The 16,298-nt window shown below is 58.4% G+C and carries 10 protein-coding genes; 6 read left to right on the forward strand and 4 right to left on the reverse strand.

The features are described from left to right. Window positions 1-25 precede the first annotated feature (25 nt). Genes B8783_RS17085 through B8783_RS17095 form a run of 3 tightly spaced genes read right to left on the reverse strand, consistent with a single transcriptional unit; the run spans window position 26 to window position 3,647 of the window. The gene (locus B8783_RS17085) at window positions 26-1,462 is read right to left on the reverse strand and encodes a glycosyltransferase family 2 protein (RefSeq protein WP_084421434.1); all 1,437 of its coding nucleotides are present in this window, start codon (window positions 1,460-1,462) and stop codon (window positions 26-28) included. Continuing rightward, complete coding sequence (locus B8783_RS17090; protein WP_169711837.1) at window positions 1,459-2,472, reverse strand: HEAT repeat domain-containing protein; 1,014 nt, start codon at window positions 2,470-2,472, stop codon at window positions 1,459-1,461. Before B8783_RS17090 ends, B8783_RS17085 begins: the two co-directional genes overlap by 4 nt. A 44-nt stretch (window positions 2,473-2,516) precedes the next feature. After that, window positions 2,517-3,647 (reverse strand): YaiO family outer membrane beta-barrel protein, encoded by a 1,131-nt coding sequence (locus B8783_RS17095; protein ID WP_169711838.1) that lies wholly within the window; start codon window positions 3,645-3,647, stop codon window positions 2,517-2,519. Window positions 3,648-3,878: 231 nt separating this feature from the next. Between B8783_RS17095 and B8783_RS17100 the strand changes: the two genes are divergently transcribed. Both B8783_RS17100 and B8783_RS17105 read left to right on the forward strand, forming a co-directional pair. Then, complete coding sequence (locus B8783_RS17100) at window positions 3,879-7,478, forward strand: PAS domain S-box protein (protein ID WP_084421443.1); 3,600 nt, start codon at window positions 3,879-3,881, stop codon at window positions 7,476-7,478. Between the two features lie 125 nt (window positions 7,479-7,603). Next, the gene (locus tag B8783_RS17105; RefSeq protein ID WP_084421445.1) at window positions 7,604-8,014 is read left to right on the forward strand and encodes a response regulator; all 411 of its coding nucleotides are present in this window, start codon (window positions 7,604-7,606) and stop codon (window positions 8,012-8,014) included. A gap of 9 nt (window positions 8,015-8,023) precedes the next feature. Here B8783_RS17105 and B8783_RS17110 read toward each other — a convergent pair whose 3' ends face one another. Then, window positions 8,024-8,710, reverse strand: a complete 687-nt coding sequence (locus B8783_RS17110) for a TetR/AcrR family transcriptional regulator (RefSeq protein WP_084421448.1) — start codon at window positions 8,708-8,710, stop codon at window positions 8,024-8,026. Between the two features lie 307 nt (window positions 8,711-9,017). Here B8783_RS17110 and B8783_RS17115 point away from each other — a divergent pair, with 307 nt between their 5' ends. The 4 genes from B8783_RS17115 to B8783_RS17130 are packed head-to-tail and all read left to right on the forward strand — an operon-like array spanning window position 9,018 to window position 16,293. Next, window positions 9,018-11,291, forward strand: coding sequence for a TonB-dependent receptor (locus tag B8783_RS17115; RefSeq protein ID WP_084421451.1), 2,274 nt, complete (start codon window positions 9,018-9,020; stop codon window positions 11,289-11,291). Between the two features lie 14 nt (window positions 11,292-11,305). Further along, window positions 11,306-13,024, forward strand: coding sequence for a carboxylesterase/lipase family protein (locus B8783_RS17120; RefSeq protein ID WP_233355845.1), 1,719 nt, complete (start codon window positions 11,306-11,308; stop codon window positions 13,022-13,024). Beyond that, a complete protein-coding gene (locus B8783_RS17125; protein WP_139792448.1) occupies window positions 13,021-14,607 on the forward strand; it encodes an AMP-binding protein in 1,587 nt (528 codons plus the stop codon). Before B8783_RS17120 ends, B8783_RS17125 begins: the two co-directional genes overlap by 4 nt. 18 nt (window positions 14,608-14,625) lie before the next feature. Next, window positions 14,626-16,293 (forward strand): carboxylesterase/lipase family protein, encoded by a 1,668-nt coding sequence (locus B8783_RS17130; RefSeq protein ID WP_084421457.1) that lies wholly within the window; start codon window positions 14,626-14,628, stop codon window positions 16,291-16,293. The last annotated feature ends 5 nt before the right edge of the window (window positions 16,294-16,298 follow it).

Below are 16,298 nucleotides of genomic sequence, written 5' to 3' on the forward strand. Positions count from 1 at the left end.
GTATGGATCGATCTTCAGGCCAAAACTACTGCCCGGTGGGCCCGGGGCGGCTGAAACCTTTTCGGGTCATTTCGCCCCATTCAGTTTTGCCGCGCAGGAACTGCCAGAAGCCGCGGATCCGCCAGATATTGTTGAGCTGCCGATAGCCAAAGTTTTCGAGCACGGCGATTGCGCCCAGCTTGAGGAGATCACTCACCTTCTGCACCCGTCGCAAACTGCTTTCCTCCAGCACAAGCGAGAAGACGCTGATCATGATGCCGAACATGAAACTGACCCCAAGAAACGCCAACAAATAGGGCAGCGAAAGAAGGCCGGTCGCGTAAAATAGCGGGATCAGCATGTAGCCCAGGATTTCGACAATCGGACCGAGTACATCGACCAGTATGATATTGGTGAAGCCCAGGCTGCCAACGCGCCCATAGCGCGGGTTCAGAAACATGTCCCGGTGCCGAAAAAAAGTTTCGACTGAACCACGCAGCCAGCGCTCGCGCTGGCGGCGGAGTGTGCGCATATCTTCAGGCGCTTCGGTCCAGCAGATCGGTTCGGCAATATAGGCGATGCGATAATCGCGTTTCTGTTGGCGAAGATGTTTATGGAGCTTCACGACAAGCTCCATGTCTTCGCCCACTGTATCGGTCGAGTAACCGCCGACCTCGACGACCACACCACGCCGGAACAGGCCAAAGGCCCCGGAGATAATCGTCAGGGCACCGATGTCGCTCCAGGCAAGCCGCGCCATCAGGAAGGCGCGGACATACTCAACCGTCTGAAAAAGCGCCAGAAGGTTGTTGGAGAGACCGGTTGAAATCACACGGCCATCTTCGATGCGGCAGCCATTTGCGAGCCGCACGGTACCGCCCACGGCGATAACCCGGCTAGGGTCATCAATGAACGGACGGACGGCGCGCAGTAGCGCGTCACGCTCAAGTACGGAGTCCGCATCCATCGAACAGAAAATCGGCGAACGCGAGACGTTGATCCCAGCATTCAGCGCATCTGCCTTGCCGCCATTTTCCTTGTCGATGACGAGCAGGCTCGGGTGCATTTTTGAGCCATAGATGCCACGAATTGGCGCGTGTTCGAGTTGCTGGTCACTCGCGCGTGAGATCGGCTTCAGGTCAAAAGCCGAGATCAGCTCTGCAAGCGTGTTGTCCTTCGAGCCGTCATTCACAACGATCACTTCGAAACATGCGTATTCCAGCGCCAGCAATGAGCGCACGCTCTGAACGACGCTTCTTTCTTCATTGTAGGCAGGACTGATGAGGGCGATGGGGGGCGCCAGGTCTGCATAGCGTCGCCAAAGCAATGCCGAACGGCGCACCAGCGGCTGGCGGGTCATGGCGGCCCACGCGATCAGAAGCTGCGCGACGTAGAAAAAGTTCTGGATCAGGCCCACCGTGATTACAAAGATTGTAATCCAGGCCGCCGCCGTCATCAGGGTTGCTTCGCCGACGATGTTCATGCTGCGGCACGTTCTGATAAGACCAGGCTTGCCGTTTGTTGCGCCCGCTGCGAAGGGTTCTGCAGGGCGGCGGCTTCGAGCAAAAGACGGCTATCGGCGCCGAGTTCCAGCATGGCCGCGGCAGCTCTGAACCGGACGTTCCAGTCGACATCCGACAAGAGCGTTTCAAGCTTGTGGGCATATTCCGGCATGACGACATTGCCGACAGCTTCGGCTGCTTCCGCGCGAACTTCGCTATTCTCATCACGCAGGGCTGCTTCGATGATTGTACTTGCGATCGGCAGTCCAAGACGGCCCAGCGCCTCTATCGCGGCGGCTCGGACGCGCGCGCTTTTGTTCTGGGTGCGGGCTTCGAGCACAGGAATGGCGTCATATACATCGCACCGACCAAGCGCCTCGATCATCATCGATTGCAGGCCGTCATCATCGACCCCCATGCCAACGCGCCGAATAAGAGGCTCAGGATTATCCCGCGCGAAGAACTGGAAGATCGCGGCCATTTCCAGTGGGGCCTCGAGCTCACGCAGGTCGAACCGGGGTAGAATATCAGCAAGATCGGGCTTCTGTCCCAGGGCAAGAAGTGAGCGTGTCGCAGCGACTTTCACGGGCGTCGGCGCCTTGCTTTCAAGCACGTTGAACAAGGCAACCTTGACCGTATCGGTATCAAAGAAGCCCAGGGTTTCTGCGGCGACGCGGCGGTACTTATTGTTACCACCATGCAGCGATTTGATGATTTCCGCTTCAGCGCCGGCGTCCAGCAACGCATCCACCGCATGCTGAAGATCACTGCCGCGTACGAGCGAGGTGTACTCCAGGAAAGTTTGAGTAAAGGTCGCGCGACTTCGGATCATCGGCGTGAGTTTGCGAACGGCTTCGTCATGGTCCTCGTTCGCCACAAGCAGCGCATCTATCGTCTCATTGTGGATGCGTTCGCCCCGCGTTTTAGCCTTCCGGGAAAGATATCGATGGACGACCAGAAGGAGAAATGCGGCGATTGATATCGCAGCCATCACCAGGGATGCTGTCCAGAGGCTCAGGAGAAGGGCGTCCGACATCAGAAGGTGACGCTGGTAGAAACGACAATCCCGGTACGGTCATAGGCTGAGCGCGTTTCGTGCACGAGATTGATCTGAAACGATTGTCGGTCGCTGACAGACTGACGCCAGGCGAGCACGGCAGATTTAACATCAAGCGTGATCCCGTCAGACGTTTCCGGCGCATCCGCATAGGTGAGAAGGATGCGGCTGGCGGGAGCTGCCTGCCACTCGCCTTGAAGCACATAGCCCCGGCGCGTGTCGCCTTGTTCATCGGATAGCAAAATCAGGCTTCCGCCCAGTCGAAATGTATCGCTGGCGAAAGGTTTTGCGACGCCGAACTTGCCGCTCTGGACGACCCCGGCAGGATATTGGGCATACCGAAAATCTGCCGAAGCGCGGAGGGCATCAGTTGGGTCGGTTATATCCCCGATGAGAGCTGTCAAACCGGTGGATACGGCCCATTCAGGCCGGAAGATGGCATCTGGCGCGCCGCCTGCCGCCAGGTATCCGGTAAAGCGGGGGGACAGACGCGAGCCTGCCCGGCCTTCGAGATAGACATCGGAGGTATTGAAACGATCAGCGTAATCGACAAGCAAGGTGTAGCTTTGGCCGCTGCCGGTCTGGTATGTCGCGGCACCTGACAGCTCAGTCCAGTCTGGCAGGCTTTGCGTCAACGTGCTGCGCCCGACAGCCAGATCCAGCCGCCATGCCGAGGTCTGATCGGTTTGTTCGGCTGTCTCGATACGTTGGCGAAGCGCAATCGTGTCCGGCGTCTCCACCATTCCGGACAGGCGGTTCAGCGCCGCATTATTGCGCCCCTCATACCAGTCGAGCCGGGCCAGGGCGAGGTCTGCATCTGTGTAATCTGGCGCGATTTGCAGCGTTCGGTTCAGAGCCTCGCGCGCCTCGTCGAAATCGCCTTGCGCCGAGTGTGCGAGGCCAAGCTGGAGCCACGCATCAGCGTTTTCCGGATATTCTGATGTCTCCGCCAGAAGCAGGGCTTCGGCATCATCAAACCGGCCATCGAGACGGGCTTCTGTGGCTTGGTCAATCCGGCTTTTTTCTTCCGCGACGGCGAATGGTGCTGCAGCAGCGTAGCCGAGCAGCGCCGACGCGATGAAAACTTGTTTGCCCCAGAGAGCTGCCACGAAAGTCCACCTTTCCCAAAGCGTGGAGGTTACCGACAACTGATTGACGCGAGATTACTGCAAGTTGAGCGATTTGCAGTTGCGATGGCGCCTGGGCTGACAATTTCGTCTTTCGATTCAGGGGCCAGGACGGATGCCACCGAAATTTCAGGGTCGATAAAGTGAATTGAAACCAAACCGGTGTACGCCTCTGCGGTTCTCCCACGTGCGTGGTGTAATCAGAGGCTGAAAATGACGAAGTCTGCTCTCGAAGCGTCAAAGGCACCAATTGCCTGGCTTGCAACCAAGTCTGTACTTAAAAATTGCCTCGGCCTGCTGCTCGTCGCCGTGGGGGTGTTCGCGCTGACGAACCTCTCAATACACCTGACGCGGGCACAGGGAAATATTGCGGCGATCTGGCCTGTAAACGGTGTTGTTCTTGCCTTGATGCTGTGGCGGTCAAAGCAATCGTGGCCCTACATGCTTGCGGTCCTTGGTGGTATCATCTTCCTCGCGAACACTTTGTCCGGTGACGAACTGGTTCTGTCGAGTTTCCTCTCGCTCGCCAACGTTGTCGAAGTGTTTCTCGTCGCGCAGTTATATGTGCTTGGTCGCCGCTATAGTCTGATCAGCCAGCTAGGTCTGTTGAAGCTGTTTGGGGCAGCAACAGTTGGCTGTCTGATCTCGACACTGCTTGCAGTGATCGGCCTGGCGCTTATCGGCTCAAACATCCTTCTGCATGAGGCCATCATCTGGCTGAGTGCTGACATGCTGGGGATTGTGCTGTTCACGCCCGTCGTCAAAGGGATCGTCAGTCGATCGACCAAGTTCGATCTCTTCAAGTTCAGTCGAGACCAGGTGCTGACGTTCTGTCTGGCCTGCGGCGTGGCATTTCTGGTCTTTGCGCAGTCGGACTATCCATTCCTGTTCTTCGTGCCACCAGCACTTGTTGCTCTTGCGTTTACAAGCGGCATCAGAGGCTCTGCCTTCGGTCTGCTCGCGACAGCCGCAATCGCGCTTCCCTTCGCCTTGAGTGACCGGGGGCCGACGTCTCTGATGGACGCAAGCATGGAGACCAAAATCCTGGTTCTTCAGGCCTTCTTGATTGTGAATTCCGTGCTGACGTTTGCTGTTGCGGGCGCAGTGACACAACGCCGGCGACTGATGTCACACCTTCGGCACTCTCAATATCGGCTCAAACGAAAGACACTCGAACTCAATGAAATGCTCGGTAAAGCCCGGCTTGCCGAGGTGATGTCGAAAGTCGGCCACTGGACGCTGGATACCAAAACGAATTCCGTCTTCTGGTCGCCGGAAGTTTTCACGATTCATGGCGTCGATCCGGAGGAATTCGATCCAAATTACAATGTCGCCGTGGGGTTCTACGCGCCAGAAGATCAAAAGCGCATTGATGCGCTCGTTGCGGAGGGCATTGCAACCGGCCAGGGTTGGGAATTCGAAGCAACCTTGATCCGAAAATCTGACGGCGAACACCGTATCGTCCACTCCATGGGCGAATGCCAGACTGGTCCAGACGGAACGGTCGATCTTGTCTTCGGCGTTTTCCGCGACATTACCGACGAACGGCGGCTTCAGCGGGACCTTCGCAGACGCGAGGCCCATTATCGCCTGATGGCTGAACACTCGACAGACATTGTTCTTAATTTCGACCTCGATGGGACGGTGAAGTTCGTCTCGCCGTCCTGCCGTGTCCTTGGTATCAATCCCGAAGACGCGATTGGCAAACCAGCGCAGAACTTTGTCTTGCCTGAAGATCGCGAAATAGCGGCCCAGGCCGTTCGCGAACTTATATCCAATACGGATGAGTCCCGCCCGACCAGAAGCGAACATCGCGCCCCGAAAGCGGGCGGCGGTTATATCTGGCTGGAAAGCAATCCGACGCTCATACGTGACGAGAACGGCGTGCCGCGGTCTGTTGTGTCGTCCTATCGCGACATCACCGAACGTAAGCTGATGGAACAGCAGATGGCGGAAAGTGAGCGCCAGTACCGTATGCTTGCCGAGCATTCGACCGACATCGTGCTGCAAACCACGATCGGCGGCGTGATTACCTATGCGTCGCCAGCGTGCAGAAAGCTTGGCGTGACGCCGGAGCAGGCCGTCGGCATGCGCACCCTCGATTTTGTGGTTCCGGAGGATCGCCCTGCCGCCATAGCGGCAAGCCGGATGAACTTTGCAGGGAAAGAGCCAAGTTCTGACTTCCGAAGAGAATTCCGTGTGCAGACGATTGATGGCCAAATCGTCTGGCTTGAGGGCAACCCCAATATCGTTCGTGATGAAGTCGGCAAACCAGTTTCGGTCATCAATACGCTGCGAGATGTCACGGACCGGCGCGAACGTGAAGACATGCTGGCGGCCGCACGCGAGGAAGCTGAAGCTGCAGGTCGCGCAAAAGCAGAGTTCCTGTCGAATATGAGCCACGAAATTCGCACACCTTTGAACGGTGTGCTTGGCTTTACTCAGCTCATCGCACGCACCGATCTCGACGCCGACCAGAAAGAGTATCTCGAGCGCATCCAAAGTGCGGGGCGGATGTTACGAGAAATCGTGGATGATGTTCTCGACTTCTCCAAGATCGAGGCTGGCCGGTTCCAAATTGAAGAAAATGCGTTCTGTGTTCGAAGCGTCGTCGAAGATGTGATCGATCTTGTTGATGCCGGACGTAAGACCAAATCCGTCCCCATCAGACGGCATATAGATCCGCTGGCTGATATGAGCATTCTCGGTGATGAGACGCGTGTGCGCCAGGTGCTCACCAATCTGATTGGCAATGCCGCCAAGTTCACCAAGCAAGGCCACATCGATGTCTCGGCAGAGATTCGCGATGACAAGCTGAGAATCACGGTCGCAGATACCGGTATTGGCATTTCGAAGGATAGCCTTCGCCACGTATTTGAGGGGTTCCGACAGGCCGACTCTACAGTGTCGCGGAAGTTTGGCGGCACGGGACTGGGGCTCAGCATCAGCCGCTCCCTGGCAGAACTTATGGGCGGCGACCTCAGCATGGAAAGCGAGGAGGGCAAAGGCACGCGCGTCACGTTGACTATACCGGTCAAATTCTCAGACGAGAGCGAGACTGTTGCCCCAATTAGTCCTGCTAAGACCAAAACACGCGAAGCCGCCACGATTGTCGTCGTTGATGATGTCGAAGCTAATCTGAGCCTGATCGAACTGGGGCTGCGTCATACCGGTCACCATCTGGTGACGTTTGAATCGGCTCGCAAAGCCATCGACTTCATCCGGGATGAGGAGCAGGTAGACCTCGTTCTAATGGACATTCAGATGCCCGGCATGGACGGGTTGAGTGCGACGCGCGCAATCCGCGCTATGGCGGCGCCAGATTGCAACGTCCCAATCATCGCGCTGACAGCGAATGCGATGGCGTCTCAGATCGCTGAATACAAGGCTGCCGGAATGGACGATCATTTCGCCAAGCCTATCGATCTCGACCTGCTTGAGAGTGTTGTGGAGCAGCATCTTGGAGCCTCTGGCCGGCTGGAATCCCGGCGCTCCTCTGCGCAAGAGGATGAGGTGTCTGAGAGCGACGAATGGGCAGCGCTTCGCGCGGAGTACGCCAGGTATCTGAATTCGCTGGGCGAGCAGTTCTCTGAAATCCTGGGCTCGGGCAGCCAGAAAGACGTTGCCAGACAGGTTGAGCGGTTGGCCCATGCAATTGCCGGAACGGCAGGCAGTTATGGATTTGACGACATCTCCAAAGCCGCGTTCGATCTTGAGACACTGGCGCGATTGGCAGCAGATGAAGCTGAGGCTGATATAGATATCGAGGATGGCGTAAAGGCGTTTCTCGATCTCAGCCAAGGGGCCGCGTAACCCGCGCTGAAATCCCCCAAGGTCTTATCAGTTTCTTTCTGGGCGTCTCGAAATTGCCAGGCAGCTAGTTACCGCAGGTTTACCGAGACCGTATAGGTTCGAATGGAAGATGCAGGAGCAGCACTATGTCAAAACCGAAAATCCTAGTCGCAGATGACGATCGCATGCTTCGTGCTCTCCTGTCTCACAAGCTGAAAGCTCTGGGCTGCGACATCGTCGCGACAGAAAACGGCAAAGAGGCGCTCGAAGTACTGGAAAACGAGTCGATCGATCTCGTCATCCTTGATGGCATGATGCCGATTATGGATGGCACCGAAGCGCTTCAGCGGATGCGCGCCAATCCGAAGACGGCCGACCTTCCGGTCATCATGCTGACCGCCCGGCGGCGCGAGGAAGACGCGATTCTCGCACTCGAAATGGGCGCGACGGACTATATTTCCAAACCATTCAATCCCGACGAATTGATGATCCGTATTCGTCGCTGGCTGAACGGATCCGGTCAGAACCAGGCCGGTTCTGTCAGCTCGGTAAGCTAGTCGACACCTTTATTTTGAGGGCTTTTTTCTTTCTGCGAGTTCGCGGAAGCCGCCGGCCATGAAGGTCGCCATGCGCTCCTTGACGGCTTCGAAGTCGTCTGATTTGCAGAGCCCTTCAGACAGTCGATCGATCCGTCCCGTGCGTCCAAGCGTCAGCATCAGCGCGCCGGTGACGAAGTGATAGCCCCAGAACAAGTCTTCTCTCGAACACTCCGGCAGGGCCTTTTCAAGAAGGCCGATGAGCCGCAGAACAACCTGATCGAAGTGAAAATCGAAGAGCGCGCCGCCATAAGGCGTGTTTGACGATTGCGCGCCCATCACGCCGTAATTCTTCCAGCCTTCTCCGCCCTGGCTGTAAAGATCGAGGTCAGTGTCCAGAAAGGCGCGCAACGCCCCCTCGACCGTTGGCTTTCCGCCCGTCGCCTCATCATACTCATCCAGCGCCTTCATCCGCAAAGAGCTCGTCACGCCTGCCCGCCGCGCGACGACGGCATCGAAGACGCTCTTCTTGTCGTCGAAATAATAGTTGAGCAATGTGTGGTGCACCCCGACACGCTTGGCGATGTCCTTCAACGTGACGCCATTGAAGCCGCCTTGCGCGAACAGATATTCCGCCTCATCCAGGATTTGCTCCGTGGTTTCGGCGCGCTGCTCGGCCTTCGTCATTCTACGGCGTTTGGGGGCGGTCTTCGTCATTCGGTCAATCAGCCATCTGCTTAGGGTTTATCTGGTCAATGGCCAATTGTGCGTCGTGTCAACGTCACGCAAGGGAACATCCATCATTGGCGACAGTTTGCCGGGTTTCATCGCACTCAAATCGAATCGTTCGAAATCTCGATCAGAACGCAGTTTCACCACAGCTAATAGTCATAGACCCACACTCATAAGACACAATCGGAATAATGTTCATTATCGCAAGAGTGAATTTTATTGACATCGCGTTTTTTCTGGATTTCTATCCCCCCAACAAGCGGGAAAACCTGCAGGCCTTAGGGAGGAAAATATGACTTTACGCTTCAAGACATCGGTATCGGCAATTTCGCTTATTGCGCTCGGCTTGCCGGCATTTGCACAGGACGCTGCAGTACCTGCGACCAGCGATCCGAATTCAGAAGGCGAGGCACGCCAGGAGCGTGTGATCGTTACATCAACTCGCCGCGAACAGAGCTTGCAGGACGTGCCGCTCGCCGTGACGGCCTGGCAGCAGGATGCGCTCAGCGAGAAGGGCATTGTCAGCTATGACGGTCTTGCGCGCGAAACGCCGGGCATCGTGCTCAACCAGCCCACCGCGAACTTCAACACGATCACAACGCGCGGCATCGCGACGAATGGCTATGGCGCAAACCTTCAGGCCGCGACCGCCATTTACATCAATGAGCTGCCTATCTCGAGCAATGGTAATTCCACTATCCTCGACCCGACGCTTTATGATGTTGAACGCGTCGAAGTCCTGCGCGGCCCACAAGGGACGCTGTTTGGCGCGAACTCGCTGTCCGGCGCCGTCCGTATCCTGACAAAAGCACCGAACCCGAATGAATTTGAAGCCTCCGCCCTGGTCGACTTCGGCCTTGTCGACGGCGACGCGCTTCGCCAGCGCTATAATGGCATGGTCAATTTGCCGTTGATCGAGGACAAGCTTGCCCTGCGGGTCGTCGGTTTCTACCGAGACGAAGATGGCTGGGTCGACAATCTGGGCACCGGGATCGAGGGCGCGAACTCGCTCGAAGCGATTGGTGGCCGCGCTCATCTTCTCTGGGAACCGACCAGCAATTTCGATCTTGGTTTGCTGATCATCCATGAAGACAACAAGCCAGCCGATTCGGCGCTGACCAACCCAAATCGAGGCGAATATATCCGCTTCACCGAGCGGCCAGATCTCTTCCAGTCGAACTTCACCAGCTACAATCTGACGGCCAATTATGAGATGGACTGGGCGACGCTGACCAGTTCGTCGACCTATTCGAAAATCGACGGCAAATTCATCGTTGACCTGGCTGGTACGTTCAATCAGGCCATTCCATTCGCGCTGGACGCGGTTGGATATGACGAGAACTTTGTGCAGGAGGTTCGTCTGGTCTCTGCCGATGGCGGCGACTGGGACTGGACGCTTGGCGGCTTCTATTTCAACAAGCGCCGCGATATCGATTATGATTACCGCTCGTCCATCGACTTCCTTCAAGCGCGCAATCTGACGGGGCTGCCGGACGAATATTATCAAAGCTTCGCAGGATATTTCGATGCGATCGAATCTGCAGCGTTTGGTGAGCTGACCTACCGGTTCTCTGATCAGTTCTGGGTAACGGGCGGACTTCGGTACACGGAAACCTCAGTGCAGTCCCACACGCTGCCGGGCGGGTACAACTCGAACTATCTGGCTGTCGCGCTTGGCGGTTTCTCAAATGTGGCGCTGACCGTTGTTCCGGTTGTAGCTGTCGATGGACTGAAGGTCGAAGCTGACAATATGTCCTACAAGGCGAGTGCCTCGTGGAAGCCGATGGAAAATCTGACGACCTATGCGTCGGTAGCGACGGGTTTCCGCTCGCCGGTGGCCAACGCCAGGGCTGGTGCGGTCAGTCTTGTTGATCCGACCGATCTCGTCATCCCGGATGGCGCAGACTCAGACGAGCTGATCAACTACGAAGTCGGTATGAAGGGTACCTTCCTGAACGGGAAGCTCACGTCCAATCTCGCGGCCTATTACATCATCTGGTCAGACATCCAGGTGCAGGCCAACCGCCTCTCCGATCAGGTTCAGTTTGCGACAAACATTGGTGAAGCTGTCAGCCAGGGCCTCGAATTTGAGGTTGGCTACTATCCAGGCAACGGACTTAGCCTGTTCGTGAACGGCTCCATCAATGACACCGAAATCACCGAGCTCACACCAGCGGAAGCTGCGATTTCAGGCGCGGAGCTTGGCCTTCAGCTTGCAATGCCCAATTTCCAGGGTGCGGCCACAGCGCGCTACGACTTCAATATCGGGGACATGGATGCATTCGTGACGGGGACGGCGGCTTATGTGGGCGATTTCCCGGCCATGCTTCCGAACGTGCCGGGTCAGCCAAATGTGCCAGCACCGACGTTTGACTATACCGATGCCTATACCGTCGTGAACCTGCAGGCTGGCCTTTCCAGGGACAACTGGCAGGTGACCGGATATGTCGAAAACCTCTTCGACGACAATTCGATCACTTACGTCCACCCCGAATCCTTCCTTGACGGGCGGTATGCGCGCCAAAGGCCGCAGACCTTTGGTGTCCGTGTGAGCGTTGAATACTGATCGGGGGCAGGACTGTGCTGAATGTTGGAAGAATGCTGGGCGGTGGCAGAACGCTCCCCGGCATCGGCAAGGTAATCGCCTGGTCGATCCTTGCATCGGCAGTGGTCTGGCAGGCCGGTTGTGCGGCGCGTGATGGATTGCAGGCGAGCGTTGGTACGCTTGAACCCGCGGCCATTACGACTGCACCGGTCGGCTCGCTTCAGGGTGAGGCTGAGGATGGGGTCTCGATCTATCGTGGCATCCCGTTCGCGCTCGCCCCTGTCGGCGAGCGACGCTGGGCTCCGCCGGAAGCCTTTCCAGACTGGGAAGGGGTTCGCCAGGCGACAGAATTCGGCGCGGCCTGTCCGCAGCCCGGCGCCCGCCCGGGCAGCATCTATTATGAGCGGCTCGATGAGGTGAACGAGGACTGTCTCAGTCTCAATGTCTGGGTGCCGGACGGCGCAGAAGACGCGCCCGTCTTCGTCTGGATCCATGGCGGCTCGCTCGTTACCGGCGCCGGCAGCCAGGCGATGTATGACGGCGCCGCACTTGCCCGCGAAACGGGTCTCATCGTCGTTACCATCAATTACCGCCTTGGCGTCCTCGGCTACCTCGCTCATCCCGCGCTCAGCGCCGAGTCGCCGCAGAATATCTCCGGCAATTATGGCCTGAAAGACCAGGCGGCGGCGCTGAAATGGGTGAAGCGCAACATCGAAGCTTTCGGCGGAGATCCGGACAATGTCACCGTGGCAGGCGAGTCTGCTGGAGCGCTCAGCGTGGTCCTGCTCATGGTCTCGCCTGAAGCGCGGGGCCTGTTCGACAAGGCGATTGCTGAGAGCGCCTATATGGTCTCGATGGCGCCTCTGAGGGGTACGTTGAACGGCCATCCTTCGGCTGAAGAGGCGGGCGTCGCCTTCCAGGAAAAGGCTAAAGCGGCCTCGCTCGCTGAGCTGCGTGAGATGGACGCCGACAAGCTGGTCTCGATTGCCGGGCGCAACGGTTTCGTCCCGTTCGGCGTCATTGATGATGTCTGGCTGAAAGATCAGATGCCAGCGACTTTCGATAAGGGGGAACAGGCGCAGGTGCCGGTGCTGGCAGGCTTTAATGAGGGCGAGATCCGCTCGCTGCGCTTCCTGCTGCCACCCGTGCCGGGCAGCGACGCCTATGAAGCCGCGATCCGCTCAAGCCATGGCGAGCTCGCAGATCGCTTCCTTGAGACCTATCCGGCTGATAATCCGGAAGCCAGCATGCTCGCGACGACGCGCGATGCCATGTATGGCTGGACGGCAGAGCGCCTCGCCGCCTCGCAAACGGCCGCTGGTCAACCTTCCTACTTCTACTTTTTCGATCATACCTATCCAGCCGCCGACAAGCTCGGCCTTCGCGCCTTTCATGCGATGGAAATCCCGTATGTCTTCGGCACGCTTTTCGACATTCCTGAACCCTGGCCGCAGGCCCCGCGTAAACAGTCCGAACGCGATCTGATGAAAGCGATGATGCAGTATTGGGCGAGCTTTGCGCGGACGGGCGTCCCGTCGGCTGAAGGCGCGGCGGACTGGCCGGCCTATGGTGAGAATGCCACCGGCATGGTGTTCTCTGACACGCCCAAGGCCTGGCCGGGCCTTGCCCGCGCGCGGTTCGAGCTTCACGAGGCAATTGTCTGCCGCAGGCGCGCCGATGGCAGCCTTCAATGGAACTGGAATGTCGGCATTATTGCTCCGCCGCTGCCACCAGAGGTGTCCACGTGCAACTGACCGACGGCGCCATGCAGGACTTTGCGCTGACCCTCGATCGCATGCTCGATCACGCCGCGAAGTGGCATCCCGAGAAGGACGTCGTGACACGCCTGGCCGATGGCAGCCTTTCACGCATCGGTTATCGCGACCTGCATGAGCGTGCGCGTAAAGTATCAAGCGTTCTCAAGGAGCTGGGCATGCAGCGCGGTGATCGCGTGGCAACGCTTGCCTGGAACAGTCAGGCCCATATGGAGTGCTGGTACGGCATCATGGGCCTCGGCGCGGTGTGCCATACGCTCAATCCGCGCCTTACCGCCTCACAGCTCGCCTGGATGATTGGCCAGTCGGAAGCCCGTATCCTGATCGTCAGCGGAGATCTCCAGCCGCTTGCCGCCGAGATCGTGGCAGAAGCCGGATCGATAGATCATGTGCTGGTCATTGACTTGGTTGGTCCGGACGGCTGCGCGGATGTCGAACTGACCAAGCCCCGTAGTCTTGAAGCCCTGCTGTCAAAGGCAAGTTCTGACGATGTTGTCTGGGGCGACTTTCCGGAGACGACACCGTGCGGCCTCTGCTTCACATCGGGCACGACAGGCCTTCCCAAAGGCGTCACCTATACGCATCGCGGCAGCTATCTCCACACGCTTCGCCAGCTGCAGGCCGATGTCAGCGGGCTCAACTCGCACGATGTCGCCTTACCCGTCGTGCCGATGTTTCATGCCAATGCCTGGGGGCTGCCTTTTTCGGCCCCTGCGACCGGCGCGCGACTGGTCTTCAGCGGTCGTCAGGCCGATGGGGCGACGCTCTCTGATCTGATCATCAGCGAAGGCGTCACCGTTGCCATCGGTGTGCCGACGCTCTGGCTGGACGTGTTCGACCATCTCGATGCGAACGGGTTGGAGGTGCCGAGTCTGAAGCGTATCATGGTTGGAGGTGCACCGATGAATGCGGCGCTGATGCGCCGGATTGAGGAACGTGGCATCTCAGTGCAGACGACCTGGGGCATGACGGAACTGTCACCGCTCGGCACAGCCACGCCGCCGGGAGATGAGCGTTCGCCGGATACAGCCGGCCGCCCGGCGCTCGGCATCGATCTGATGCTCGCCGATCATGAAGGCGCGCCGCTCGTCGAGCAGCGCGGTCAGGAAGGCCATCTCTGGGTTCGAGGGCCGTCTGTCGTCGAGCGCTATTTCGGCCAGTCTGAAGTGGCCACGCGCAATGGCTGGTTTCCGACAGGCGACCTCGCTCAAATCAGTGAGGACGGACAACTTTTCATTACAGGCCGCGCCAAGGACCTGATCAAGTCAGGCGGTGAATGGATCAATCCGGCCGAAATCGAGGCACTTGTCTCCGACCTGCCGGAAGTCGCCTTTGCCGCCGTGGTTGGGCGCGCGCATGACAAATGGGGTGAACGCCCGGTGCTGCTTGTTCAGTTCCGTGAAGGCGAAACCCTCGCAGACGACAATCTGATTGAGGCGCTAAAAGGCAGCGTGCCGTCATGGTGGTTGCCGGACGATGTCATCCGCGTGCCGGCCATGCCGCTTGCCGGAACCGGCAAGATCGACAAAATCCGCCTCAGGAGCCTTTACGGCTCAGCCTGACGCACAAGGAGCTGACAAATGACCAGACGGACATCTGCCTTGATAGCTATGAGCCTCGCTGCGCTCGCCCTGTCAGGATGCTCAAACCCGGACACACAGTCCTCCCAAGCGGCGCTGACAGAGGAGCCCGCTTCGGCGGCGCCTCTTGTCAGCGTCGCGCAGGGAGATGTCGAAGGGGTCAGCGAGGACGGCATTAATGTGTTTCGCGGCATTCCGTACGCCGCGCCCCCTGTCGGAGACCTGCGCTGGGCGCCGCCCGCAGCCCCCGCGGCCTGGGATGGTGTTCGCGATGCAACTGCCTTCGGGCCGAGTTGCATTCAGCCGCCCGTGCCGCCGACGAGTGTTTATAATGATCCGCCTGAGACCTCATCTGAAGACTGCTTGTCGCTTAATGTCTGGGCCCCGGCAGACGCTGAAGACGCGCCAGTAATCGTCTGGATCCATGGCGGGTCGCTACGCATTGGCGGGGCGGCGCAGCCTGTCTATGACGGCACGGCCTATGCTGATCGAGGCGTTGTCTTCGTCTCGATCAATTACCGCCTCGGCGTGCTTGGCTGGCTCGCGCATCCAGGCCTCATGGCCGAAAGCGAAGAGGGCCTGTCGGGCAATTACGGCCTGATGGATCAGATCGCTGCGCTCGAATGGGTTGAGGACAACATAGAAGCCTTTGGCGGTGATCCGTCCAACGTTACCGTCATGGGCGAATCCGCAGGCGCGCTCAGCGTGAGCTATCTGTTGACGAGCCCGCCAGCGGAAGGCCTTTTCGACAAGGCAATTATCGAGTCGACCAATACGCGCAATTTCGCTGAGCTTGGACATGCAGCGTACGACTTGCCGGCTGCAGAGGCAGAAGGCGCCGATCTGTTCGACAAGCTCGGTTTCGACACGCTTGAGGCCGCGCGGGAGGCTGATGCGCAGTATCTGATTAATCGCACAACGCTGGCAGGCTATGCGCCGGCCGGGACGGTCGATGGTAAATATGTGCCGCGCCAGCTCAATGAGTCGTTCGACGATGGCGCGTTCGCAAAGGTTCCCGTGCTTGCCGGATTCAATAGCGGCGAGGCGCGCACCTATCGGATGCTCCTGCCGAAGAAGCCGGACTCAGCCGAAGCTTATGAAGCGGCGATCCGCGCGCGCTATGGCGATAAGGCGGATGCCTTCCTCGCGCTTTATCCATCCGATGACATGGAAGAATCCATGCTGGCGGTGAATAGAGACAATGTCTTTGGCTGGTCCACAGAACGCATTGTCCGTAGGGCAAGCGAAGCTGGCCAGCCGGCCTATTTCTACGTCTTCGATCACTGCTATCCGACGATGGCAGAGCGCGGACTTTGCGCCTTCCATGCGAGTGAAGTCCCCTTCGTCTTCGGGACGGTCGGTGACCTTGAGTCGTATCCGGCAGAATGGCCCAAGCCGCCTGTCGAGGAAGCTGAAGCGCTATCGTCTGTGCTCGTGGACTATTGGGCGTCATTCGCCGCGACCGGTGAGCCTGAAAGCGCGAACGGTCCTGATTGGGCGCCCTACAACGAGGACGAGGCCTATCTTCATATTGGTGACGCGCCAGAGCTGCGGAACGACGCTTATCCCGGAATGTTCGAATTCCATGAGGCGCTTTATCAGCAGCGGCGAGAAGCGGGCGAAGGCTGGTTCATGCGCGTCGGGCTCGGCGCTGAGCCGCTCGAATAGACGAG

The organism is Henriciella litoralis (assembly GCF_002088935.1).
Lineage (GTDB): Bacteria > Pseudomonadota > Alphaproteobacteria > Caulobacterales > Hyphomonadaceae > Henriciella > Henriciella litoralis.

Excerpts from the sequence above, each read along its gene's own strand:
- B8783_RS17085 (WP_084421434.1), bottom strand. The coding sequence starts at position 1,462 with ATGAACATCGTCGGCGAAGCAACCCTGATGACGGCGGCGGCCTGGATT.
- B8783_RS17090 (WP_169711837.1), bottom strand. The coding sequence starts at position 2,472 with ATGGCTGCGATATCAATCGCCGCATTTCTCCTTCTGGTCGTCCATCGA.
- B8783_RS17100 (WP_084421443.1), top strand. The coding sequence starts at position 3,879 with ATGACGAAGTCTGCTCTCGAAGCGTCAAAGGCACCAATTGCCTGGCTT.
- B8783_RS17105 (WP_084421445.1), top strand. The coding sequence starts at position 7,604 with ATGTCAAAACCGAAAATCCTAGTCGCAGATGACGATCGCATGCTTCGT.
- B8783_RS17110 (WP_084421448.1), bottom strand. The coding sequence starts at position 8,710 with ATGACGAAGACCGCCCCCAAACGCCGTAGAATGACGAAGGCCGAGCAG.
- B8783_RS17115 (WP_084421451.1), top strand. The coding sequence starts at position 9,018 with ATGACTTTACGCTTCAAGACATCGGTATCGGCAATTTCGCTTATTGCG.
- B8783_RS17130 (WP_084421457.1), top strand. The coding sequence starts at position 14,626 with ATGACCAGACGGACATCTGCCTTGATAGCTATGAGCCTCGCTGCGCTC.